The following is a 17,276-nucleotide window of genomic DNA, read 5'->3' as shown; positions in this document are numbered from 1 at the left end:
GGCCACGACGCCTGCGGTTGCCCGGCGGGGCCGGCAGCGAGTGCGTTACGCACCCATTGTCCGGTGATCCGCCGGGGCGGGCGCGTCGAGCGCCCCGGACTCAGGCCTTGCCGCGGCCCGCGCGCAGGTGCTCGGCGACCGGCCCGAGCGAGGCGCGCAGCGCCGCCAGGGCGTCCGGCGGCAGCAGGTCGATGAAGTGCCGGCGGACGGACGCCACGTGGTGCGGGGCGACCTTGCGCATGGTCTCCATGCCCTCGGGGGTGAGGACGGCGTAGAGCCCCCGGCGGTCGGACTCGCAGTTCACGCGGCGGACCAGGCCCGCGGATTCCATCCGGGTGATCTGGTGGGAGAGCCGGCTCTTGGACTGCAGGGTGGACGTCGCGAGGTCGCTCATCCGCATCCGGTGGTCCTCGGACTCCGAGAGGTTCACGAGGATCTCGTAGTCGTTGTTGGTGAGCCCGAAGGGCTGGAGATCCTTTTCCAGCTGGTGCATCAGCAGTCTGCTGACGTCCAGGTGTGTGCGCCAGGCGCACTGCTCGGCGTCGTTCAGCCACTGGGTGGCCGTCTCGGTCTCGATGGTCTCCATGAAAGAACTCTACCTAAGATGTTGAATTGCGTACAAAAATTGCCGTGCGTGCCGGATGCTCCGGATGCGCCGGGTGCCCCGCGGGCCCGCTACAGGCCGAAGCGCCGCTGGAGATCACCCAGCTGTCCGGGCATCCGCGGAACGCCCAGCTGCCCGAGCGGCCCCTGGCCGGCTCCCGGGACGCCCTGGGCGTTGCCCGTGGCCGCGCCGGCGCCCACGGCCCCGACCGCCTGCTCCGGCATCAGCATCTCCGAGGACTGCAGCAGCACCGTCCCGGCGCCCACGAACTCGAACTGGTGCTCCTCGCCCGAGGAACCCCCGATGCCCGTCAGCGAACGCAGGCCCCCGATCACGCCCGACATGTACCCGTGGTCGTAGTGGTGGCAGGGCGACGGGCAGTCCGCCCACCCCACCAGCGCCTGCGGGTCCACGCGCAGCGGCGGCTCCATGAACACCACCGGCCCGCTGGAGGCCGCGACGAACTTGCCGGTCCCGATCAGGGTGAGGAAACCCGGGACGATCGACTGCTTGAGCGCGAGCGAGGGCTGGTACGCGAGCAGGTTCCCCGACCGGATGGTCAGATTGCCGTTGTCCAGGTCGTACGAGTTCACGTCGAAGGCCCGGTCGGCGAGGAGCATCTTGCCCTGCCCCTCGGCCACCACCCAGTCGCTCGCGTGCAGCGGCGAGTGGAAGCTGCTGCGCAGCAGCCGGTCGAAGCGGCCGTGGCCGATGCCGTTGAACTCGATGCGCCCGTAGTACGAGATCATCTTGCCCTTCTGCAGGAACCACTGGCTCCCCTTGAGCTCCACGCAGAAGGTGTAGGCGTTGACGTTGTCGTCGGAGGGCAGGGTGTGCGGGTCGAACACCGTCGGTCCGCCGGGACCGCCGGTCACAGGGCCAAAGTTCACAGCTTCTCCTCCGAGGCCTGTACGTACACCGCGCCCTGTCCCGACAGCTCCAGCTGGAACGCCTCGCCCGAGCCCCGCCCGACCATGTCCCGCCAGCCCAGCGCCGCGGAAAGCTTGTTGCGGACCTCGCCGTGGTGGGCGACGTAGGCCTGCGGGTCCACGTGGACCGGCCGCTGCGGGGTGATCGGCAGCTCGATGACCCCGCCGTGGGCCATCACGGCCACCGAGCCGTGGCCCTTGAGGGTGGTGGTGAACAGGCCCTGTCCGGTGACCTGGCCGCGCACCATGCCCATGACCCCGCCCTGCGAGCCCATGAACATCGTGCCCTGCTGCAGGGTGCCGTCGAAGGCGAGGAGCCGGTCCGCCTCCACGTAGAGGGTCTCGCCGGTCAGGTGGATCACCTGGATGTGGTGCCCGCCGTGGCCGAACATCACGGTGCCGCTGCCCTCGACCTCCATCAGCGGGGTCTGTTCGTTCGCCACCCGGCGCCCGATCATGCCCATCACGCCGCCCTGGCCGCCGGTCAGGCTCGGGGTGAAGGAGACCTCGCCGCGGTACGCGAGCATCGCGCCGCGCTGGCTGTACATCTTCTGGCCCGGTACGACCTGGGCCTCGACCATCTTCGAGTTGAGCTCGCGGAACGGCATCAGATGTCGCCCCCGACGGTGTTGCGCTCGCTGGGCTGCACGTACACCAGGCCCTCGCCCTCGAAACGGATCTGGAACGCCTCGCCCGAGCCCTCGCCGATCAGCGTGCGGAAGTTCACGCCCGACTGGAAGGACTGCTGGAGGTTGCCGGTGTGCGCGACGTAGGCCCCCGGGTCGACGGAGAGCGGGTACTGGGCGCTGACGCGCAGCACCACCGCCGGGCCGTCGGACGTGATCGCCGCCTGCCCGTTGCCCTCGACGGTCGTCGTGAACAGGCCGTTGCCCGACGTCGCGCCGCGCAGGCCCGTGAACGTGGTGCCGGTGCGCAGGCCCGCGTCGGTGCACAGCAGGTTGCTGGACTCGACGTACAGCTTCTCGCCGCGCAGATTGACCAGATTGATCTCACTCGCCCGGTCGGCGAAGAAGCAGGTGCCGTGACCCTGTACCTCCATCACGGTCATCTGCTCGCCGGTGAGCCGCCGGGTCACCATGCCGCGGAGGCCTTCGCCGCCGCCGGTCATCTTTTTGAAGGCCATCTGGCCGTCGTACGCGACCATGGCGCCGTTCTTTGCTTTGACGGCGTCACCGGTCAGGTCGACGGCGAGCACCTTGCTGCCTTGAAGTCTGAACTGAGCCACGGGATGACGTTATCGGCAGAGCGCGGGAGCGAACAGGGCCCCGTGGCCGATATGGGTCAGGAATGGTCGGTTCCGACGGTGGCGGACGTCACGTCGGCCACGGCCCGCGTCCCCGGCGGATTCCCGACGGGGCCTGCGGGAAGATCACTCCCGGCGGCTGAGACACTGGGGCGGACCCCCGGCATCCATCCCGAAGGTTCCACGTGGACATCAAGACCGCTTCCGCCCTGCACCGGCTGCGCCTCATCTCCGTACCGGAGGCGCTGTCGTTCCCGGCCCTGCTGATCTTCGGATCGCTGCTGAGCCGTATCTCGGACATCGACTACCTGATGATGCCCCTCGGCGCCCTGCACGGGCTGTTGTTCCTGATCTACGCGGTGTTCCTGCTGGATGTCTGGAACAAGGCGAAGTGGCCGCTGAAGAAGGCCGGGCTGTTCTTCCTGCTGGCGATGCTCCCCTTCGGCGGGCTCTACGGCGACCGGCTGCTCAAGCGCGAGGAGTCGGCCAGCGTGCTCGCGGCCCGCGCCCGTGAGGCGGCCCGCGCATGATGATCGCGTTCTCGGTGACTCCGCTGGGCGTCGGCGAAGAGGTCGGCGCGTACGTGGCCGACGCCGTCCGCGTCGTGCGCGAGTCCGGGCTGCCGAACCGCACGGACGCGATGTTCACCACCATCGAAGGAAACTGGGACGAGGTGATGGACGTGGTGAAGCGCGCGGTGGAGGCCGTGGAGGCGCGCGCGCCCCGGGTCTCCTTCATCCTCAAGGCCGACATCCGCCCCGGGGTCACCGACGGGATGACCTCCAAGATGGAGACGATCGAGCGGCACCTCGCGCGGGGCTGACCCCCCGCCGGTCCTTGCCGAGAGCGCCCCCGGCCCGACAGGGCGGGGGCGCTCTCGCGTGCCCCCTGCGACCGGCAGGGGCCGGCCGCGGACCCCGCCGCCACCCGTACGGCCCCGCGCGCGCCGCCCCGCGCGGAACCGCCCGCTCGGCCCAACCCGGTTCGACAGGCCGGCCCGCGTCCCCTTTCGTGGGGACGAAGGCCTCGGTTTCGAGCACGGGAGGAACCGTGAGGGCGGAAGACTTCGACTACGAGACGCACAGCCGTCTCGCCGGCCCGCTCGCGGAGCCGGACCCGGCCGGGACCTACCGGGTGGAGTACCGCTCCCTGCTGTCGCGCGAGGAGCTCCGCACCCGAATACGGGCCTTCGCCCTCATGACGCTCGCCCCCCTCGCCGCCGCCGCGCTCCTCCTCTACCTCGTCTGGCCCACGCACCGGACCGTCCGCGAGGGCGCGAGCCCCTGGCTGGTCCACCTCGACGCCGTGATGCTCGTGGCCATCGCCCTGATCGCGCTCTTCATGCTGGTCAACGTGGTCTCGATCGCCCACGCCACGATGGCCGCCCGGGACCCCGTACCGGTCCCCGCCGAACCCGCCACCCGGGTCGCCTTCCTCACCACCTACGTGCCCGGCAAGGAACCGCTCCCCATGCTCGCGGCCACCCTCCGCGGGGCCGTGCGGATCCGCCACGACGGGCCGCTCGACGTCTGGCTCCTCGACGAGGGCGACGACCCAGGGGCCAGGGAACTGTGCGCGGAACTCGGCGTGCGCCACTTCACCCGCAAGGGCGTACCCGAGTGGAACACCGCGAAGGGCGCCCACCGGGCGAGGACCAAACACGGCAACTACAACTCCTGGCTGGCCCGGCACGGCGCGGACTACGACTACTTCGCCTCCGTCGACACCGACCACGTGCCGCTGCCGAACTACCTGGAACGGATGCTCGGCTTCTTCCGCGACCCCGACATCGCCTTCGTCGTCGGCCCGCAGGTCTACGGCAACTACACCGCCTCGGTCACCAAGGCCGCCGAATCCCAGCAGTACCTCTTCCACGCGCTGATCCAGCGCGCGGGCAACCGCTACGGCGCCCCCATGTTCGTCGGCACCAACAACGCCGTGCGGATCAGCGCCCTGGCACAGGCCGGCGGGCTCTACGACTCCGTCACCGAGGACATGGCCACCGGCTTCGAACTGCACCGCCGCCGCAACCCCGCCACCGGGCGGTTCTGGTGCTCCGTCTACACCCCCGACGTGCTCGCCGTCGGAGAGGGCCCGACCTCCTGGACCGACCTCTTCACACAGCAGCTGCGCTGGTCGCGCGGCACGTACGAGACCCTCCTGCGGCAGTACTGGCGCGGCTGCTTCCGGATGCCCCCGGGCCGGTGGTTCCACTACACCCTGATGCTCGTCTACTACCCGATGACGGCCGTCAACTGGCTGCTCGGCGTCCTCAGCTGCGTGCTCTTCCTGTGGTTCGGGGCCTCCGGCACCCAGGTCTCCTCCGAGGTCTGGCTGATGCTCTGCACCGACGCCGCCGCCCTCCAGGTGGGCCTGTACCTGTGGAACCGCCGTCACAACGTCTCGCCCCACGAGCCGGCCGGCTCCGGCGGGCTGGCCGGCATGGCGATGTCCGCGATCTGCGCGCCCGTCTACCTCGCGTCCCTCGGCTCGGCGGTGCTGCGCACCCGGGGCCGCTTCGTCGTCACCCCCAAGGGCGGCGACGCCAGCCGCGACCGGCCCGCCACCTTCCGCACCCACCTCCTGTGGGCCGCCGTCCTCCTCGCCTCGCTCGCCGCCTCCGTGCGCACCGGCCACACCCACGCGGCCATGCGCGTCTGGGCGGTGCTCGCGCTGGCCGTGTCCCTCGCGCCTCCGGCCGCATGGGCCGCGACGGCGCTGCGCGACGCGGCGCGGGCCCGCGACGCGGCGCGGGCCCGCCCGGCCCTCCCGGGCGGGGGCCGCGAACCGGGCGAGGAGCCGGAGCCCGCGTGCGCGACGAGCGCCGGAGGGGACTGAGCCATGGGGTACCGGCCGTCGAAGCCCTTCAAGAGGACCGCACTCGGTACGGGCGCCGTGGCGCTCCTCCTCGCGCTCAACGCGCCCGCCGCGCTCTCCTTCGCCGAGGGCAGGTACCACGCGTACAGGACCGGGCGGCCCGGCTACCGCCTCCAGTACGGCTCCTGGGCGCTGGTGGGCCTGCCCGACGAGTACAAGATCAACGCGATGCACGCGGCGCTGCTGCACACCGGCAAGGTCCTCCTCATCGCCGGCTCGGGCAACGACCAGCGGAACTTCGACAGGGGCACCTTCTCCACGGTCCTGTGGGACCCGAAGGAGGACACCTTCAAGAAGATCCCGACCCCCGAGGACTTCTTCTGCTCCGGGCACGGCCAACTGCCCGACGGGCGCCTGCTCGTGGCCGGCGGGACGGCGCGCTACGAGGTCCTCGGCGGGAAGGTCACCCGCGCGGGCGGCGGCATGCGGGTCAAGAACGAGAGCCCCGACAAGGCGGTCCGACTGCCGAAGGGGACCGTCTTCAGGTCCCCCTCGGGCGTCGAGTACGTGTCGAAGTTCGACGTCACCGTCCCCAGGGCCACCCGGCGGCTGGAGGCCGGCTACGGGCGCGGCGGCCAGCCGACGCCGTGGAGGACCAAGGTGGTCGCCGCCGAGGCCCGGGTGTTCGTCGAGGCCGTCGAGCGGGGCGCCGCGGGACTCACGACCCAGGCCGCGCAGTACGCGGTGGCCGGCCTCACCGGCAAGGACGCGGACAACGTGTACGGGCTCGCGGAACGGCTCAGCGCCGACAAGCAGGACTTCCAGGGCATCAGGTCGGCCTACGAGTTCGACCCCGTGGCGGAGAAGTACGTCCCGGTCGACCCGATGAAGGACGCCCGCTGGTACCCGACCCTGGTCGGCCTCCAGGACGGACGGGTCCTCGCGGTGTCCGGACTCAACGACGTGGGCGACGTCGTACCCGGCGACAACGAGTACTACGACCCGCGGACCAAGAAGTGGACCGCAGGACCCTCCCACTACTTCCCCACCTACCCCGCCCTCTTCCTCGCCCGGGGCGGCACGCTCCTCTACACCGGCTCCAACGCGGGCTACGGGCCCAAGGACAAGGGGCGCGAGCCGGGGCTGTGGGACCTGAAGACCAACCGGTTCCGGAAGGTCCGCGGGCTGGCCGACCAGGACCGGCTGGAGACCTCCTCCTCCGTGCTGCTCCCCCCGGCCCAGGACCAGAAGGTGATGGTGCTCGGCGGGGGCGGCGTCGGCGAGTCCAGGCTCGTCACCGCCCGCACGGCCGTCGTCGACCTCAAGGAGGCCGACCCGGTCTTCCGCCCCACGGCCCGGCTGCCCCGCGGCGTCCGCTACCTCAGCAGCGTGCTGCTCCCCGACGACTCCGTCTTCACCACGGGCGGCTCCGCCGACTACCGGGGCCGGGGCGCCAGCGACGTCCGCAAGGCGCAGTTCTACCACCCGCGCACGGACTCCTTCACGGCCGCCGCCGATCCGGCCGTCGGCCGCAACTACCACTCCGAGGCGCTGCTGCTGCCCGACGGGAGGGTCGCCACCTTCGGGTCGGACCCGCTCTTCGCGGACAAGGACAACACCAGGCTGGGCAAGTTCGAACACCGCCTGGAGGTGTACACCCCGCCCTACCTCTACCGGGATCCGGCGCTGCGGCCGGTGCTGGGGAAAGGGCCCGGGGAGGTCGCCCTCGGCGGCCGCGCCACCTTCGGGGCGAAGGGGGCGCGGGACATCGTGCGGGCCCGCCTCATGCGGCCGAGCGCGGTCACGCACACCACGGACGTGGAGCAGCGCTCGGTCGCGCTCGGGCTGGAGAAGTCGGCGGGGACGGTGACGGTCACCGTCCCCGCGGATCCCACGCTGGCGCCACCGGGCTGGTACATGCTCTTCGTGACGAACGCCGACGGGACCCCCTCGGCGGCGCGGTGGATACGGGTCCGGGCGGGCTCCGCCGGCTGACCGGGGCGCCGCGCCCCTACCGGGTCGAGCGGCGGGCCAGGCCCAGGGCGTAGTCCGGCCACCACGTGCCCGCCGGCGGGCCGCCGCGGCAGGAGCCGTCGGACTCGCCGGGCCGCTTGACCCAGAGGTACGCGTCCACGAGCGGGTCCCCCGTCCGGTCGGTCGGGGGCGTGCCCAGCGCCCGGCCCGGCGGGTTGCACCAGGCCTGCGCGTGGTCGGCGCCCGGGAGCGGTCCGTTCCCGTTGCGGCTGGTGTCGATGACGAAGTGCTTGCCCTTGGCCGCCTTGGAGATCGCGGCCCCGTAGGCCCGGCCGGCCGAGTCGGGCTGGAAGTTGGAGACGTTGAGCGAGAAGCCGTCGGCGTGCTCGAGTCCGGCCCGGTAGAGGGGGCCGACGAGTTTCATCGGGTCCGGGATCCAGTCCGGGTTGCCGGCGTCCAGGTAGACCCTGGTGTTCCTGTTGCGCTTGAGCCGGTCGACGGCGTCGGAGAGGAGGCGCAGCCGCTCGTCGTGGTGGCCGGCCCGCGTACAGCCGTCGACGACGTGCGGGACCGCGTCCGGCTCCAGGACGACCAGGGCCTTGCTGTCGGCGATGTTGTCGGCGAAGGCGCCGATCCAGCTGCGGTAGGCGGCGGCGTCGGCCGCGCCGCCGGCGGAGTGCTGGCCGCAGTCGCGGTACGGGATGTTGTAGGCGGTGAGGACGAGCGTGCGGCCGGCCGCGCGGGCGCTCTCCCGGGCCCGGCGGATCTCGGGGCCGGGGTCGTCCCCCGGACTCCACAGGGACATCGGCCTCTCGGAGATCCGCCGGAGCACCTGGGCGTCGCCGGTGCGGCCCTGTGCCTCCCAGAGGGCGACCTGCCGGGCCGCGTCGCTCTGCGGGTCCACCCAGAACGGCGACTCGTCCACGAGGCCGGCGGCCGCGGGGGACCTGGGCGGCGCGGATTGCGGCTGCGCGTCGGGGCGGTGGCCGCAGGCCGGTGCGGCGAGTGCGAGGGCGAGGACGGCGGGGACGAGGGGAGAGAGGGTGAGGGCTCTGCGACGGCCTGGCATCCGGCGGCTTCCTGGGGGGCGGAGGGTCGGGCAGCGGACCGGCATATCGTGACATGCGGGACAGCCCTTAGGCGCCCGCGTCCGGACCCGCCGTCAGGGCGATGGCCAGCGGGGTGCGTTCGTAGAGGACCTGATGGCCGTGGCGGGACGTGACCAGGAGGCCGGCGGCCTGAAGGGCCTTCAGGTGGGACGAGACCGTGGAGGGGGCCAGGGACAGCCGGTGGGCCAGGGCCGTGGTCGAGGCCGGGTCGGTCAGCGCGCAGAGGACGTCGGCGCGGGCGCGCCCCAGCAGGCGGGCCAGGGCCTGTGGAGCCGGGCCCGCCGAGGCCGTCCACAGGGCGCCGATGCCGCGGGCCGGGTACGCCAGGGTGGGCTGCCACGGCGGGTCGTAGCCGCCGACCACCTCCGGCCAGATGAACGCGCTCGGCATGAGCAGGAGTCCCTGGCCGTCCAGTGAGCGGTCGTGGTGCGTGCGGCGGTCGATCGTCAGGGTGTCGCCCGACCAGTGCAGGTCCGGATGGAGGCCGTCGAAGAGCGCCTCCAGCCCGCCCGCCGCCAGCCGCCGCGAGTGGAAGAGGACGTCGGCCTCCAGCAGCGCCCGCAGCCGGGGCCAGTGCGGGGCGACCAGCGCGTGCCAGGCCGCCTCCATCAGGTCGGCCAACTCCTGGACGGCCCGCGCCGGATCGGCGAGCATCCGCCGTCCGGCCTCGCTCTCGAGGGCGCCCGGGGTGCACGCCAGGGAGCGTCGCAGGTCGTCCTCGGCCGCGTCCGGACCGGTGGCCCGGACCCGCGCCAGTTCCTCCTCGAAGGTGACGGAGGGGCCCGTCGGCGGCGGGCTGAGGAAATCCGGGTTGTGTCCGGTGCGCGGCATCAGCAGCCACAGGGGACGCAGGTCCAGCCCGGCCGCCGCCCCGCGGATCTGGCGCAGCCAGGGCAGGTGGTAGGCATGGCGCCGCCGGTCCAGCAGGACCCGTACCGCCTCCTGCGTCTCCCAGCGGGGGGAGATCGAGAACCGGCAGCGCATCAGGTCCGCCGGACCGAAGCGGAAGTGGAACGTCACCGCGCCCTCCCCGGACGTCCGGCCGGATCATTCGTGCTGGAACGAATCTCTGTCCCCCCAGCCTAGGCGCCGTCAGGGTGCTCCGTATGACGACCGTCGACCCGGGCGCACCCGCCCCCGCATCTCGGACCACACCCGAGGGGACCTCCGGTCCGCAGGAGACCTCCCGTCCGGAGGAGACCACCCCCGCCGCAGACCCCGCTCCCACCGCAGGCCCCGCTCCCGCCCCCGTGCGGGCCCCCGCGAAGGAGTCCGCCGGCTACCGCTCCGTCTTCCGCGTCCGCGAGTTCCGGCCCGTCTTCGCCGCGCACCTGCTGTCCGTGCTCGGGATCGTCGTCGCCGAGATCTCCCTCACCGTCCTCGTCTTCCGCGCCACCGGCTCGCCCCTGATGAGCGCCCTCACCTTCGCCCTCGGCTTCATCCCCTACGCCTTCGGCGGCACCCTCCTCGCCCCCCTGGCCGACCGCCTCCCCGCCCGCCGCGTGCTCGTCGGCTGCGACCTCCTCTGCGCGGCCTGCGCGGCGGCCATGGCCGTGCCCGCCACCCCGATCGCGCTGCTCCTCGTACTGCGCTGCGCGATGGCCTTCGTGGCCCCGCTGTTCCAGGGCACCCGCAGCGCCTCCCTCGCCGACGTCCTCGGCCCCGGGGACGCCTACGTCCTCGGCCGCTCCCTGCTGCGCATGGTCGCGCAGAGCGCCCAGCTCGTCGGCTTCGGCCTCGGCGGGCTGCTGCTCACCGTGCTGGCCCCGCGCGGGGCCATCACCCTCACGGCCGCCGGATTCCTCGGCTCCGCGCTCCTGCTGCGCCTCGGCACCCGGGCCCGGCCGCCCGCGCCGCGGACGGGGCGCCCCGCAGCTCCCCGCTCGCGGGCCTGCGCGCCGTCCTGGGTGAGCGACGGCTGCGCGCGCTCACCCTCCTGTGCTGGCTGCCGCCGCTCTTCGTGGTCGTCCCCGAGGCGCTGCTCACTCCGTACGCCGCCGGGACCGGCGCGTCGACCGCCGCGCTCGGGCTGCTGATGTGCGCGCTGCCGGCGGGCACGATCGCCGGGGAGCTGTGGGCGGGCTCCGTGCTCACCGCCCGAACGCGTTCGCGGATCGTGGCGCCGCTCGCCGCCCTCTCGCCGTTGCCGCTGCTCGCGTACGCCGTCCGGCCCGGCGTACCGCTCCTGCTCGCCGCGCTCGTCCTGGCCGGGCTGGCCCACGCCTACACCCTCGGCCTCGACCAGTGGTACGTGGACGCCGTCCCCGAGGAGCTCCGCGGCCGGGCGATGACGCTGCTCAGCACCGGCCTGATGACCCTGCAGGGCGTGGGCATGGCGCTGGCCGGGGTGGCCGCGGAGTTCCTGCCCGTCCACGCCGTGGTCACGCTCGCGGCCCTGCTCGCCACGGGTGTCGTCCTGCTGCTCCTCAGGGAGGTCCGCAGGACGGACGGGCCGAGGCGTGAGACGGGTCCCGCCGCCAAATGACCGCCCGGTAGGGTCTGATGCGTGCCCAAGCCGCTCAGCCTTCCCTTCGATCCGATCGCCCGCGCCGACGAACTGTGGCAGCAGCGGTGGGGGCCGGTGCCCTCGATGGCCGCGATCACCTCGATCATGCGGGCGCACCAGATCCTGCTCGGCGAGGTCGACGCGGTCGTCAAACCGTACGGACTGACCTTCGCCCGCTACGAGGCGCTGGTGCTGCTGACCTTCTCCAAGGCCGGGGAGCTGACGATGTCGAAGATCGGCGAGAGGCTGATGGTCCACCCGACGTCCGTGACCAACACGGTGGACCGGCTGGTGCGGTCCGGGCTCGTCGCCAAGCGCCCCAACCCGAACGACGGGCGCGGCACGCTCGCGTCGATCACGGACAAGGGCCGCGAGGTCGTCGAGGCGGCCACGAAGGCGCTCATGGAGGTCGACTTCGGGCTGGGCGTGTACGACGCCGAGGAGTGCGAGGAGATCTTCGCCCTGCTGCGCCCGCTGCGCGTGGCGGCCTCGGACTTCGAGGAGAGGTAGCCGCGGCGCCGGCCGGGGCGGCCCGCTGCAAGATCGTGCAAAACGGACGGCTAGGCTCGGCGGCATGAAACGAAGCGTGCTGACCCGCTACCGCGTCATGGCCTACGTGACCGCGGTCATGCTCCTGATCCTGTGCTGCTGCATGGTGGCGAAGTACGGCTTCGACACCGGCGCCGACCTGACCTTCGCGGTCTCGCAGGCGCACGGTGTGCTGTTCATGGTCTACCTGGTCTTCGCCTTCGACCTGGGCTCCAAGGCGAAGTGGCCGTTCGGCAAGCTCCTGTGGGTGCTGGTCTCGGGCACCATCCCGCTCGCCGCGTTCTTCGTCGAGCGCAAGGTCCGTGCCGAGGTCGAGCCCCTCGTCGAGGGCGGCCTGGCCGGCGCCCGCGCCTGATCCCCATGTGATCCACCACCCCCGGGGAGCGACTCTCCGGGGGTTGCCCATCGACATTTACTAGGACGTCCTAGTAAATTCATCGGTATGGACGCTGACGCCATCGAGGAGGGCCGCCGTCGCTGGCAGGCCCGTTATGACAAGGCCCGCAAGCGCGAGGCCGATTTCACCACGCTCTCCGGGGATGACGTCGATCCCGTCTACGGGCCGCGGCCCGGCGACACGTACGAGGGCTTCGAGCGCATCGGCTGGCCGGGGGAGTACCCCTACACTCGGGGCCTGCACGCCACCGGCTACCGGGGGCGGACCTGGACCATCCGGCAGTTCGCGGGCTTCGGCAACGCCGAGCAGACCAACGAGCGCTACAAGATGATCCTGGCCGCGGGCGGCGGCGGGCTCTCGGTCGCCTTCGACATGCCGACCCTCATGGGCCGGGACTCCGACGACCCGCGCGCGCTCGGCGAGGTCGGCCACTGCGGGGTCGCCATCGACTCCGCGGCCGACATGGAGGTCCTCTTCAAGGACATCCCGCTCGGCGACGTGACCACCTCCATGACCATCAGCGGGCCCGCCGTGCCCGCCTTCTGCATGTACCTCGTCGCCGCCGAGCGACAGGGTGTCGACCCGGCCGTCCTCAACGGGACGCTCCAGACCGACATCTTCAAGGAGTACATCGCCCAGAAGGAGTGGCTCTTCGAGCCCGAGCCGCACCTGCGGCTCATCGGCGACCTCATGGAGTACTGCGCGAACGGCATCCCCGCCTACAAGCCGCTCTCCGTCTCCGGCTACCACATCCGCGAGGCCGGGGCCACGGCCGCACAGGAGCTCGCGTACACCCTCGCCGACGGGTTCGGCTACGTGGAGCTGGGCCTCTCGCGGGGACTGGACGTGGACCACTTCGCGTCCGGGCTCTCCTTCTTCTTCGACGCGCACCTCGACTTCTTCGAGGAGATCGCCAAGTTCCGCGCCGCCCGCAGGATCTGGGCCCGCTGGATGAAGGAGGTGTACGGGGCGAAGTCCGAGAAGACGATGTGGCTGCGCTTCCACACCCAGACGGCGGGGGTCTCCCTCACCGCGCAGCAGCCGTACAACAACGTCGTCCGCACCGCCGTGGAAGCCCTCGCGGCCGTCCTCGGCGGCACCAACTCGCTGCACACCAACGCCCTCGACGAGACCCTCGCGCTGCCGAGCGAGCAGGCCGCCGAGATCGCCCTGCGCACGCAGCAGGTGCTGATGGAGGAGACCGGCGTCGCCAACGTGGCCGACCCGCTGGGCGGTTCCTGGTACGTCGAGCAGCTCACCGACCGCATCGAGGCCGAAGCCGAGAAGATCTTCGAGCAGATCAAGGAGCGCGGACTGCGCGCCCACCCGAACGGCCGGCACCCGATCGGGCCGATCACCTCGGGCATCCTGCGCGGCATCGAGGACGGCTGGTTCACCGGCGAGATCGCCGAGTCGGCCTTCCAGTACCAGCGTGCGCTGGAGAAGGGCGACAAGCGGGTCGTCGGCGTCAACGTCCACCACGGCTCGGTCACCGGGGACCTGGAGATCCTCCGGGTCAGCCACGAGGTGGAGCGCGTGCAGGTACGGGAGCTCGCGGAGCGCAAGGCGGGCCGCGACGAGGCGAAGGTGACGCGGGCGCTCGACGCCATGCTGGCCGCCGCCCGGGACGGGTCGAACATGATCCCGGCCATGCTGGACGCGGCGCGCGCCGAGGCCACGATGGGCGAGATCTGCAACCTGCTGCGCGACGAGTGGGGCACCTACACGGAGCCGCCCGGCTTCTGAGGCCGGCCCCGCCCAGATCCCGACCGCCTTCGCACACGGGCCGGTCGTGGCCGTCCACCCCCGCGGTGGCGGCCGCGGCCGGCCCTTCGGCTTCCCGTCCCCGTGGCCGGGGCGGCCGTCCGAAGCGGTGGTCACGCCCCGGCGGGGCCGGGAGCGGCGCCACCGGCGCCCTGGAGGCCGTGCATCAGCAGGGCGGTGAAGGTGGCCACCCACACCTCGTCGACCGGCTCCGAGCTGACCAGCGCGCGGTGGACGACCGTGCCCGCGATCACGTCGAAGATCAGGTCCGTGGTGTGCGAGGCGAGGGACTCGTCCTCCTCGTAGGGCAGTTCGCCGCGGGCCTGCGCCCGCTCGCGGCCCAGTACGACGAGACGTTTCTGCCGGTCCACGATGGCCGACCGGATCCGGTCCCGCAGGGCCTCGTCGCGGGTGGACTCGGCGACGACCGCCATCAGGGCGGTGCGGGCCTCGGGGCGCCGCAGCAGCTCCGCGAACTGGAGCACCACGTACTCGATGTCGGCCTCGAGCGAACCCCGGTCCGGGAGTTCCAGGGAGTCGAAGAGCTCCGCCACGGCGTCCACGACCAGCTCGTTCTTGCCGGACCAGCGTCGGTAGAGGGTGGTCTTCGCGACCCCCGCCCGCGCCGAGACGTCCCCCATCGTCAGTTTCGACCAGCCCAGCTCCACCAGCGCGTCCCGGGTCGCGGCGAGGATCGCGGCGTCGGCCGTGGCGCTGCGCGGGCGGCCGGTGCGGCCGGCCGGGGAGGGGAGGGGGCCGCCGGACGGGCCGCCTGAGCTGGGGTTGCGCATGGGCGAGACCATACCCGCCGGTATCGGAACCGCCGGGGGCCCCGCCGGTGTGCCTCAGATCACGGGGCACGGACGGGCGTAGCGAGTTACGCTACGGGTCGTAGCGTAAGAGCGGCAACCACGCGAAGAGCTACCGGCGCCAGGTGGGGACCCGGCGCCACGGCGCAACCGGTACGGCGAGCGGGCCCGGCGCAACCGGGGCAGTACGGGAGTACCAGGCATACCGCGATCGGTTCGTTTCGGCCGATCTTTTTCGTCGGCGCGCACACACGGGGGAGGATGTACGCATGCAGCCCAGAAACATGTCCATGAGCGGCGTCGTCGACCTCGCCGCGGTGAAGGCGGCCGGCGAGGCCAAGGCGAAGGCCGAGCAGGCCCGTGCCGAGGCGTCCCGGCAGGCCGCTCAGGGCGGTGCGCCCGCGTCCGCCGGTGCGGTGCCGCCCTCCGCGCTCGTCTTCGACACCGACGAGACCCAGTTCGAGAGCCATGTCGTCCCGCTCTCGAGCGAGGTTCCGGTCATCCTCGACTTCCGCGCCGAGGGCTTCGAGCAGGGCCGCGAGCTGAGCCTGCTGCTGGAGCGGCTCACCTTCGAGGCGAACGGCCGCCTGGCCCTGGCCTCGCTCGACGTGGCGGCCAGCCAGAACCTGATCCGCGAGTTCCGCATCCAGGCCCTCCCGGCCGTCTTCGCCCTGGTCGCGGGGCAGGCCATGCCCCTGTTCCAGGACTTCGCGCGCGAGGACGAGGTCCGTGCGGTCCTGGCCCAGCTCGTCCAGATCGCCGAGGAGCGCTTCGGCGTCCTCGGCCTCACCGTGGACCCGGCCGCGGAGGGCGCGGACGCCCCGGGCCGCGGCCCCGGCGCGGAACCCGCCGAGGCGCCCGCCGGGCCGTACGACGCGCTGCTGGACGCGGCCGTCGCGGCGCTCGACGCGGGCGACCTGGGCGGCGCGGTGCAGGCGTACAAGAACGTCCTGGTGTCGGATCCGGCCAACACCGAGGCCAAGCTGGGCCTCGCACAGGCCGAGCTCCTCGCCCGGGTGAAGGACATGAACCCGCAGGCGGTGCGCACCGCGGCGGCCGAGAACCCGCGTGACGCGGCGGCGCAGATCGCCGCCGCCGACCTGGACCTGGCCGGCGGCCACGTGGCGGACGCGTTCGGGCGCCTGGTGGACACCGTCCGCGTGACGGTGGGTGAGGACCGGGACTCCGTACGGGTGCGGCTCCTGGAGATGTTCGAGGCCGTCGGCGCGGACAATCCGCTCGTCACCTCGGCCCGTACGGCGCTCGCGCGGGTGCTCTTCTAGCGGCGCCCCGCCGCTGGTCCGGCAGCGGCCCGGGTTCGGGTCCGGCGCCGGTGATGTGTTGACACGGAGATAAACAGCGGCCGCACTTTGCCAAAACTTGGCAATCGCGGTCGCTGTTACTCGCAGTAAATCGAACCCCGTGAACTGTCCGGTGTGTTCACTCTTCCGCCGATCTGTCGTGGCCCTTGGTGACACCCTGTGTTGCTGCCCGACAGCGGCATGTCTTCCTCAAGTTATCTGGCCGTTACCCGCCAGTAACGAACCCCCTTGTGCCCCGGCCCCGAATGGACCACGATCGGCGACGCTCGGTCCTTCCCGCAGAGCCGCTCATCCGGAGCCGCGGCGGAGGGTCCCCACCGGGCCGGCCGGTGGCAGTGGCACCGGCCGTGGGACAGGGGGGTCTCCGTCACACGGCGGGGCCTGTCCTCGAGGTTGCGCGAACGCGTGGCCAAGTGGTTGTCGCTCGGGGGTGATCGCCGGTGTACGGGAAGCGGCTGTGCCGCCGCCCGGCAGCGCGCGCTCCTTCCCGAGGACGTAGCACTTCTCCCATCCCAGGACGGGCACCGCCCGGACCGGAGATGTACGTCCGAGAAGGAGGAACGTAATGAGTTCTCAGATTCGTGGCGGGACCAGATGGAAGCGCTTCGCGCTCGTCATGGTGCCGAGCATCGCGGCCACGGCCGTGGTCGGTGTCGGCCTGGCGCAGGGTGCCCTCGCGGCCTCGTTCGCCGTGTCCGGCCAGGACTTCAAGGTTTCGGCCGACAAGCTCGACGGCCAGAACCTGATCCAGTACGGCGGCGTCGCCGAGGGTCACGACCTCAAGACGGGTGCCGCGGCGCACCACCCGGTCACCATCTCCGGGTTCAGCCACGCCGAGATCACCAACATGTGCCAGTCGCTGGTGACGCCGACCCCGCTCGGCAACATCACGATGAAGCTCCAGACGGGCACCAAGGCGGGCAAGCCCGCGGTGGCCGACAACATCTACCTCGATGTTGCGGAGCTCGACACCGACGCCGAGTTCACCAACCTGGATATCGGTGTCGCCGTCGGCGACGCGAGCCACAAGACCAAGCCGCAGGCCGGTACGGTTGCCAGCCCCTACGCGTTCTCGCAGCGTGCGGACCGCGCGGTGCTGTCCAACGTGCGCCAGAAGGCGTGGGCGACGACGGCGGGCACCTTCAAGCTGCCCGACCTCAAGCTGCGCCTCATGGGTGGCGACCAGCCCTGCTACCAGGACGGGCAGTAATCGTCCCGGGTGCGTAACCGGA

16 protein-coding genes and 1 pseudogene are annotated in these 17,276 nt (G+C 72.1%); 10 read left to right on the top strand and 7 right to left on the bottom strand.

Translation table 11 applies throughout. The features are described from left to right. Positions 1-100: 100 nt before the first annotated feature. From ABZY44_RS00335 to ABZY44_RS00320, 4 genes are all read right to left on the bottom strand, one after another. Positions 101-577 carry a MarR family transcriptional regulator gene (locus ABZY44_RS00335; RefSeq protein ID WP_356649429.1) on the bottom strand — a complete coding sequence of 159 codons (477 nt, stop codon included), beginning with the start codon at positions 575-577 and terminating at the stop codon, positions 101-103. 98 nt (positions 578-675) lie between these two features. Further along, on the bottom strand, positions 676-1,479 hold the full coding sequence (locus tag ABZY44_RS00330) for an AIM24 family protein (RefSeq protein WP_356649428.1): 804 nt from the start codon (positions 1,477-1,479) through the stop codon (positions 676-678). 11 nt (positions 1,480-1,490) lie between these two features. Then, positions 1,491-2,141 (bottom strand): AIM24 family protein, encoded by a 651-nt coding sequence (locus ABZY44_RS00325; protein WP_356649311.1) that lies wholly within the window; start codon positions 2,139-2,141, stop codon positions 1,491-1,493. Then, complete coding sequence (locus ABZY44_RS00320) at positions 2,141-2,779, bottom strand: AIM24 family protein (protein ID WP_356649310.1); 639 nt, start codon at positions 2,777-2,779, stop codon at positions 2,141-2,143. The genes ABZY44_RS00325 and ABZY44_RS00320 overlap by 1 nt, the downstream gene beginning before the upstream one ends. 203 nt (positions 2,780-2,982) lie before the next feature. On the opposite strand from ABZY44_RS00320, the gene ABZY44_RS00315 reads away from it, so the two are divergent. The 4 genes from ABZY44_RS00315 (at position 2,983) to ABZY44_RS00300 (ending at position 7,609) form a co-directional block, all read left to right on the top strand. Further along, positions 2,983-3,327, top strand: coding sequence for a DUF3817 domain-containing protein (locus ABZY44_RS00315; protein ID WP_356649309.1), 345 nt, complete (start codon positions 2,983-2,985; stop codon positions 3,325-3,327). Next, positions 3,324-3,620, top strand: coding sequence for an MTH1187 family thiamine-binding protein (locus tag ABZY44_RS00310; RefSeq protein WP_356649308.1), 297 nt, complete (start codon positions 3,324-3,326; stop codon positions 3,618-3,620). The genes ABZY44_RS00315 and ABZY44_RS00310 overlap by 4 nt, the downstream gene beginning before the upstream one ends. Positions 3,621-3,847: 227 nt before the next feature. Next, positions 3,848-5,635: a cellulose synthase catalytic subunit gene (locus ABZY44_RS00305; protein ID WP_356649307.1), complete on the top strand. Its 1,788-nt coding sequence runs from the start codon at positions 3,848-3,850 to the stop codon at positions 5,633-5,635. Positions 5,636-5,638: 3 nt separating this feature from the next. Beyond that, entirely contained in the window at positions 5,639-7,609 is a 1,971-nt protein-coding gene (locus ABZY44_RS00300) for a kelch motif-containing protein (RefSeq protein WP_356649306.1), read from the top strand. Positions 7,610-7,625: 16 nt separating this feature from the next. On the opposite strand, the gene ABZY44_RS00295 is transcribed toward ABZY44_RS00300, so the two are convergent. Then, the gene (locus ABZY44_RS00295; protein WP_356649305.1) at positions 7,626-8,657 is read right to left on the bottom strand and encodes a glycoside hydrolase family 6 protein; all 1,032 of its coding nucleotides are present in this window, start codon (positions 8,655-8,657) and stop codon (positions 7,626-7,628) included. A gap of 67 nt (positions 8,658-8,724) precedes the next feature. Beyond that, entirely contained in the window at positions 8,725-9,717 is a 993-nt protein-coding gene (locus tag ABZY44_RS00290) for a DUF5937 family protein (RefSeq protein WP_356649304.1), read from the bottom strand. An 86-nt stretch (positions 9,718-9,803) separates the two neighbouring features. On the opposite strand from ABZY44_RS00290, the pseudogene ABZY44_RS00285 reads away from it, so the two are divergent. From ABZY44_RS00285 to ABZY44_RS00270, 4 genes and pseudogenes are all read left to right on the top strand, one after another. Continuing rightward, positions 9,804-11,193, top strand: a pseudogene (locus ABZY44_RS00285) (MFS transporter). A gap of 10 nt (positions 11,194-11,203) precedes the next feature. Next, positions 11,204-11,713, top strand: a complete 510-nt coding sequence (locus ABZY44_RS00280) for a MarR family transcriptional regulator (RefSeq protein ID WP_356649303.1) — start codon at positions 11,204-11,206, stop codon at positions 11,711-11,713. Positions 11,714-11,777: 64 nt separating this feature from the next. Further along, a complete protein-coding gene (locus tag ABZY44_RS00275; RefSeq protein ID WP_356649302.1) occupies positions 11,778-12,107 on the top strand; it encodes a DUF3817 domain-containing protein in 330 nt (109 codons plus the stop codon). A gap of 87 nt (positions 12,108-12,194) precedes the next feature. Then, entirely contained in the window at positions 12,195-13,895 is a 1,701-nt protein-coding gene (locus ABZY44_RS00270; RefSeq protein WP_356649301.1) for a methylmalonyl-CoA mutase family protein, read from the top strand. A gap of 131 nt (positions 13,896-14,026) precedes the next feature. On the opposite strand, the gene ABZY44_RS00265 is transcribed toward ABZY44_RS00270, so the two are convergent. After that, the gene (locus ABZY44_RS00265) at positions 14,027-14,704 is read right to left on the bottom strand and encodes a TetR/AcrR family transcriptional regulator (protein ID WP_356649300.1); all 678 of its coding nucleotides are present in this window, start codon (positions 14,702-14,704) and stop codon (positions 14,027-14,029) included. A 287-nt stretch (positions 14,705-14,991) separates the two neighbouring features. Here ABZY44_RS00265 and ABZY44_RS00260 point away from each other — a divergent pair, with 287 nt between their 5' ends. Next, positions 14,992-16,005 carry a tetratricopeptide repeat protein gene (locus ABZY44_RS00260; protein WP_356649299.1) on the top strand — a complete coding sequence of 338 codons (1,014 nt, stop codon included), beginning with the start codon at positions 14,992-14,994 and terminating at the stop codon, positions 16,003-16,005. A gap of 604 nt (positions 16,006-16,609) precedes the next feature. Then, on the top strand, positions 16,610-17,254 hold the full coding sequence (locus ABZY44_RS00255) for a DUF6230 family protein (RefSeq protein ID WP_356649298.1): 645 nt from the start codon (positions 16,610-16,612) through the stop codon (positions 17,252-17,254). Positions 17,255-17,276 lie beyond the last annotated feature (22 nt).

The organism is Streptomyces sp. NPDC006544 (assembly GCF_040611715.1).
GTDB lineage: Bacteria > Actinomycetota > Actinomycetes > Streptomycetales > Streptomycetaceae > Streptomyces.
The sequence above is the reverse complement of the archived record's forward strand: the minus strand, read 5'-3'. Positions and strand labels throughout refer to the sequence as shown.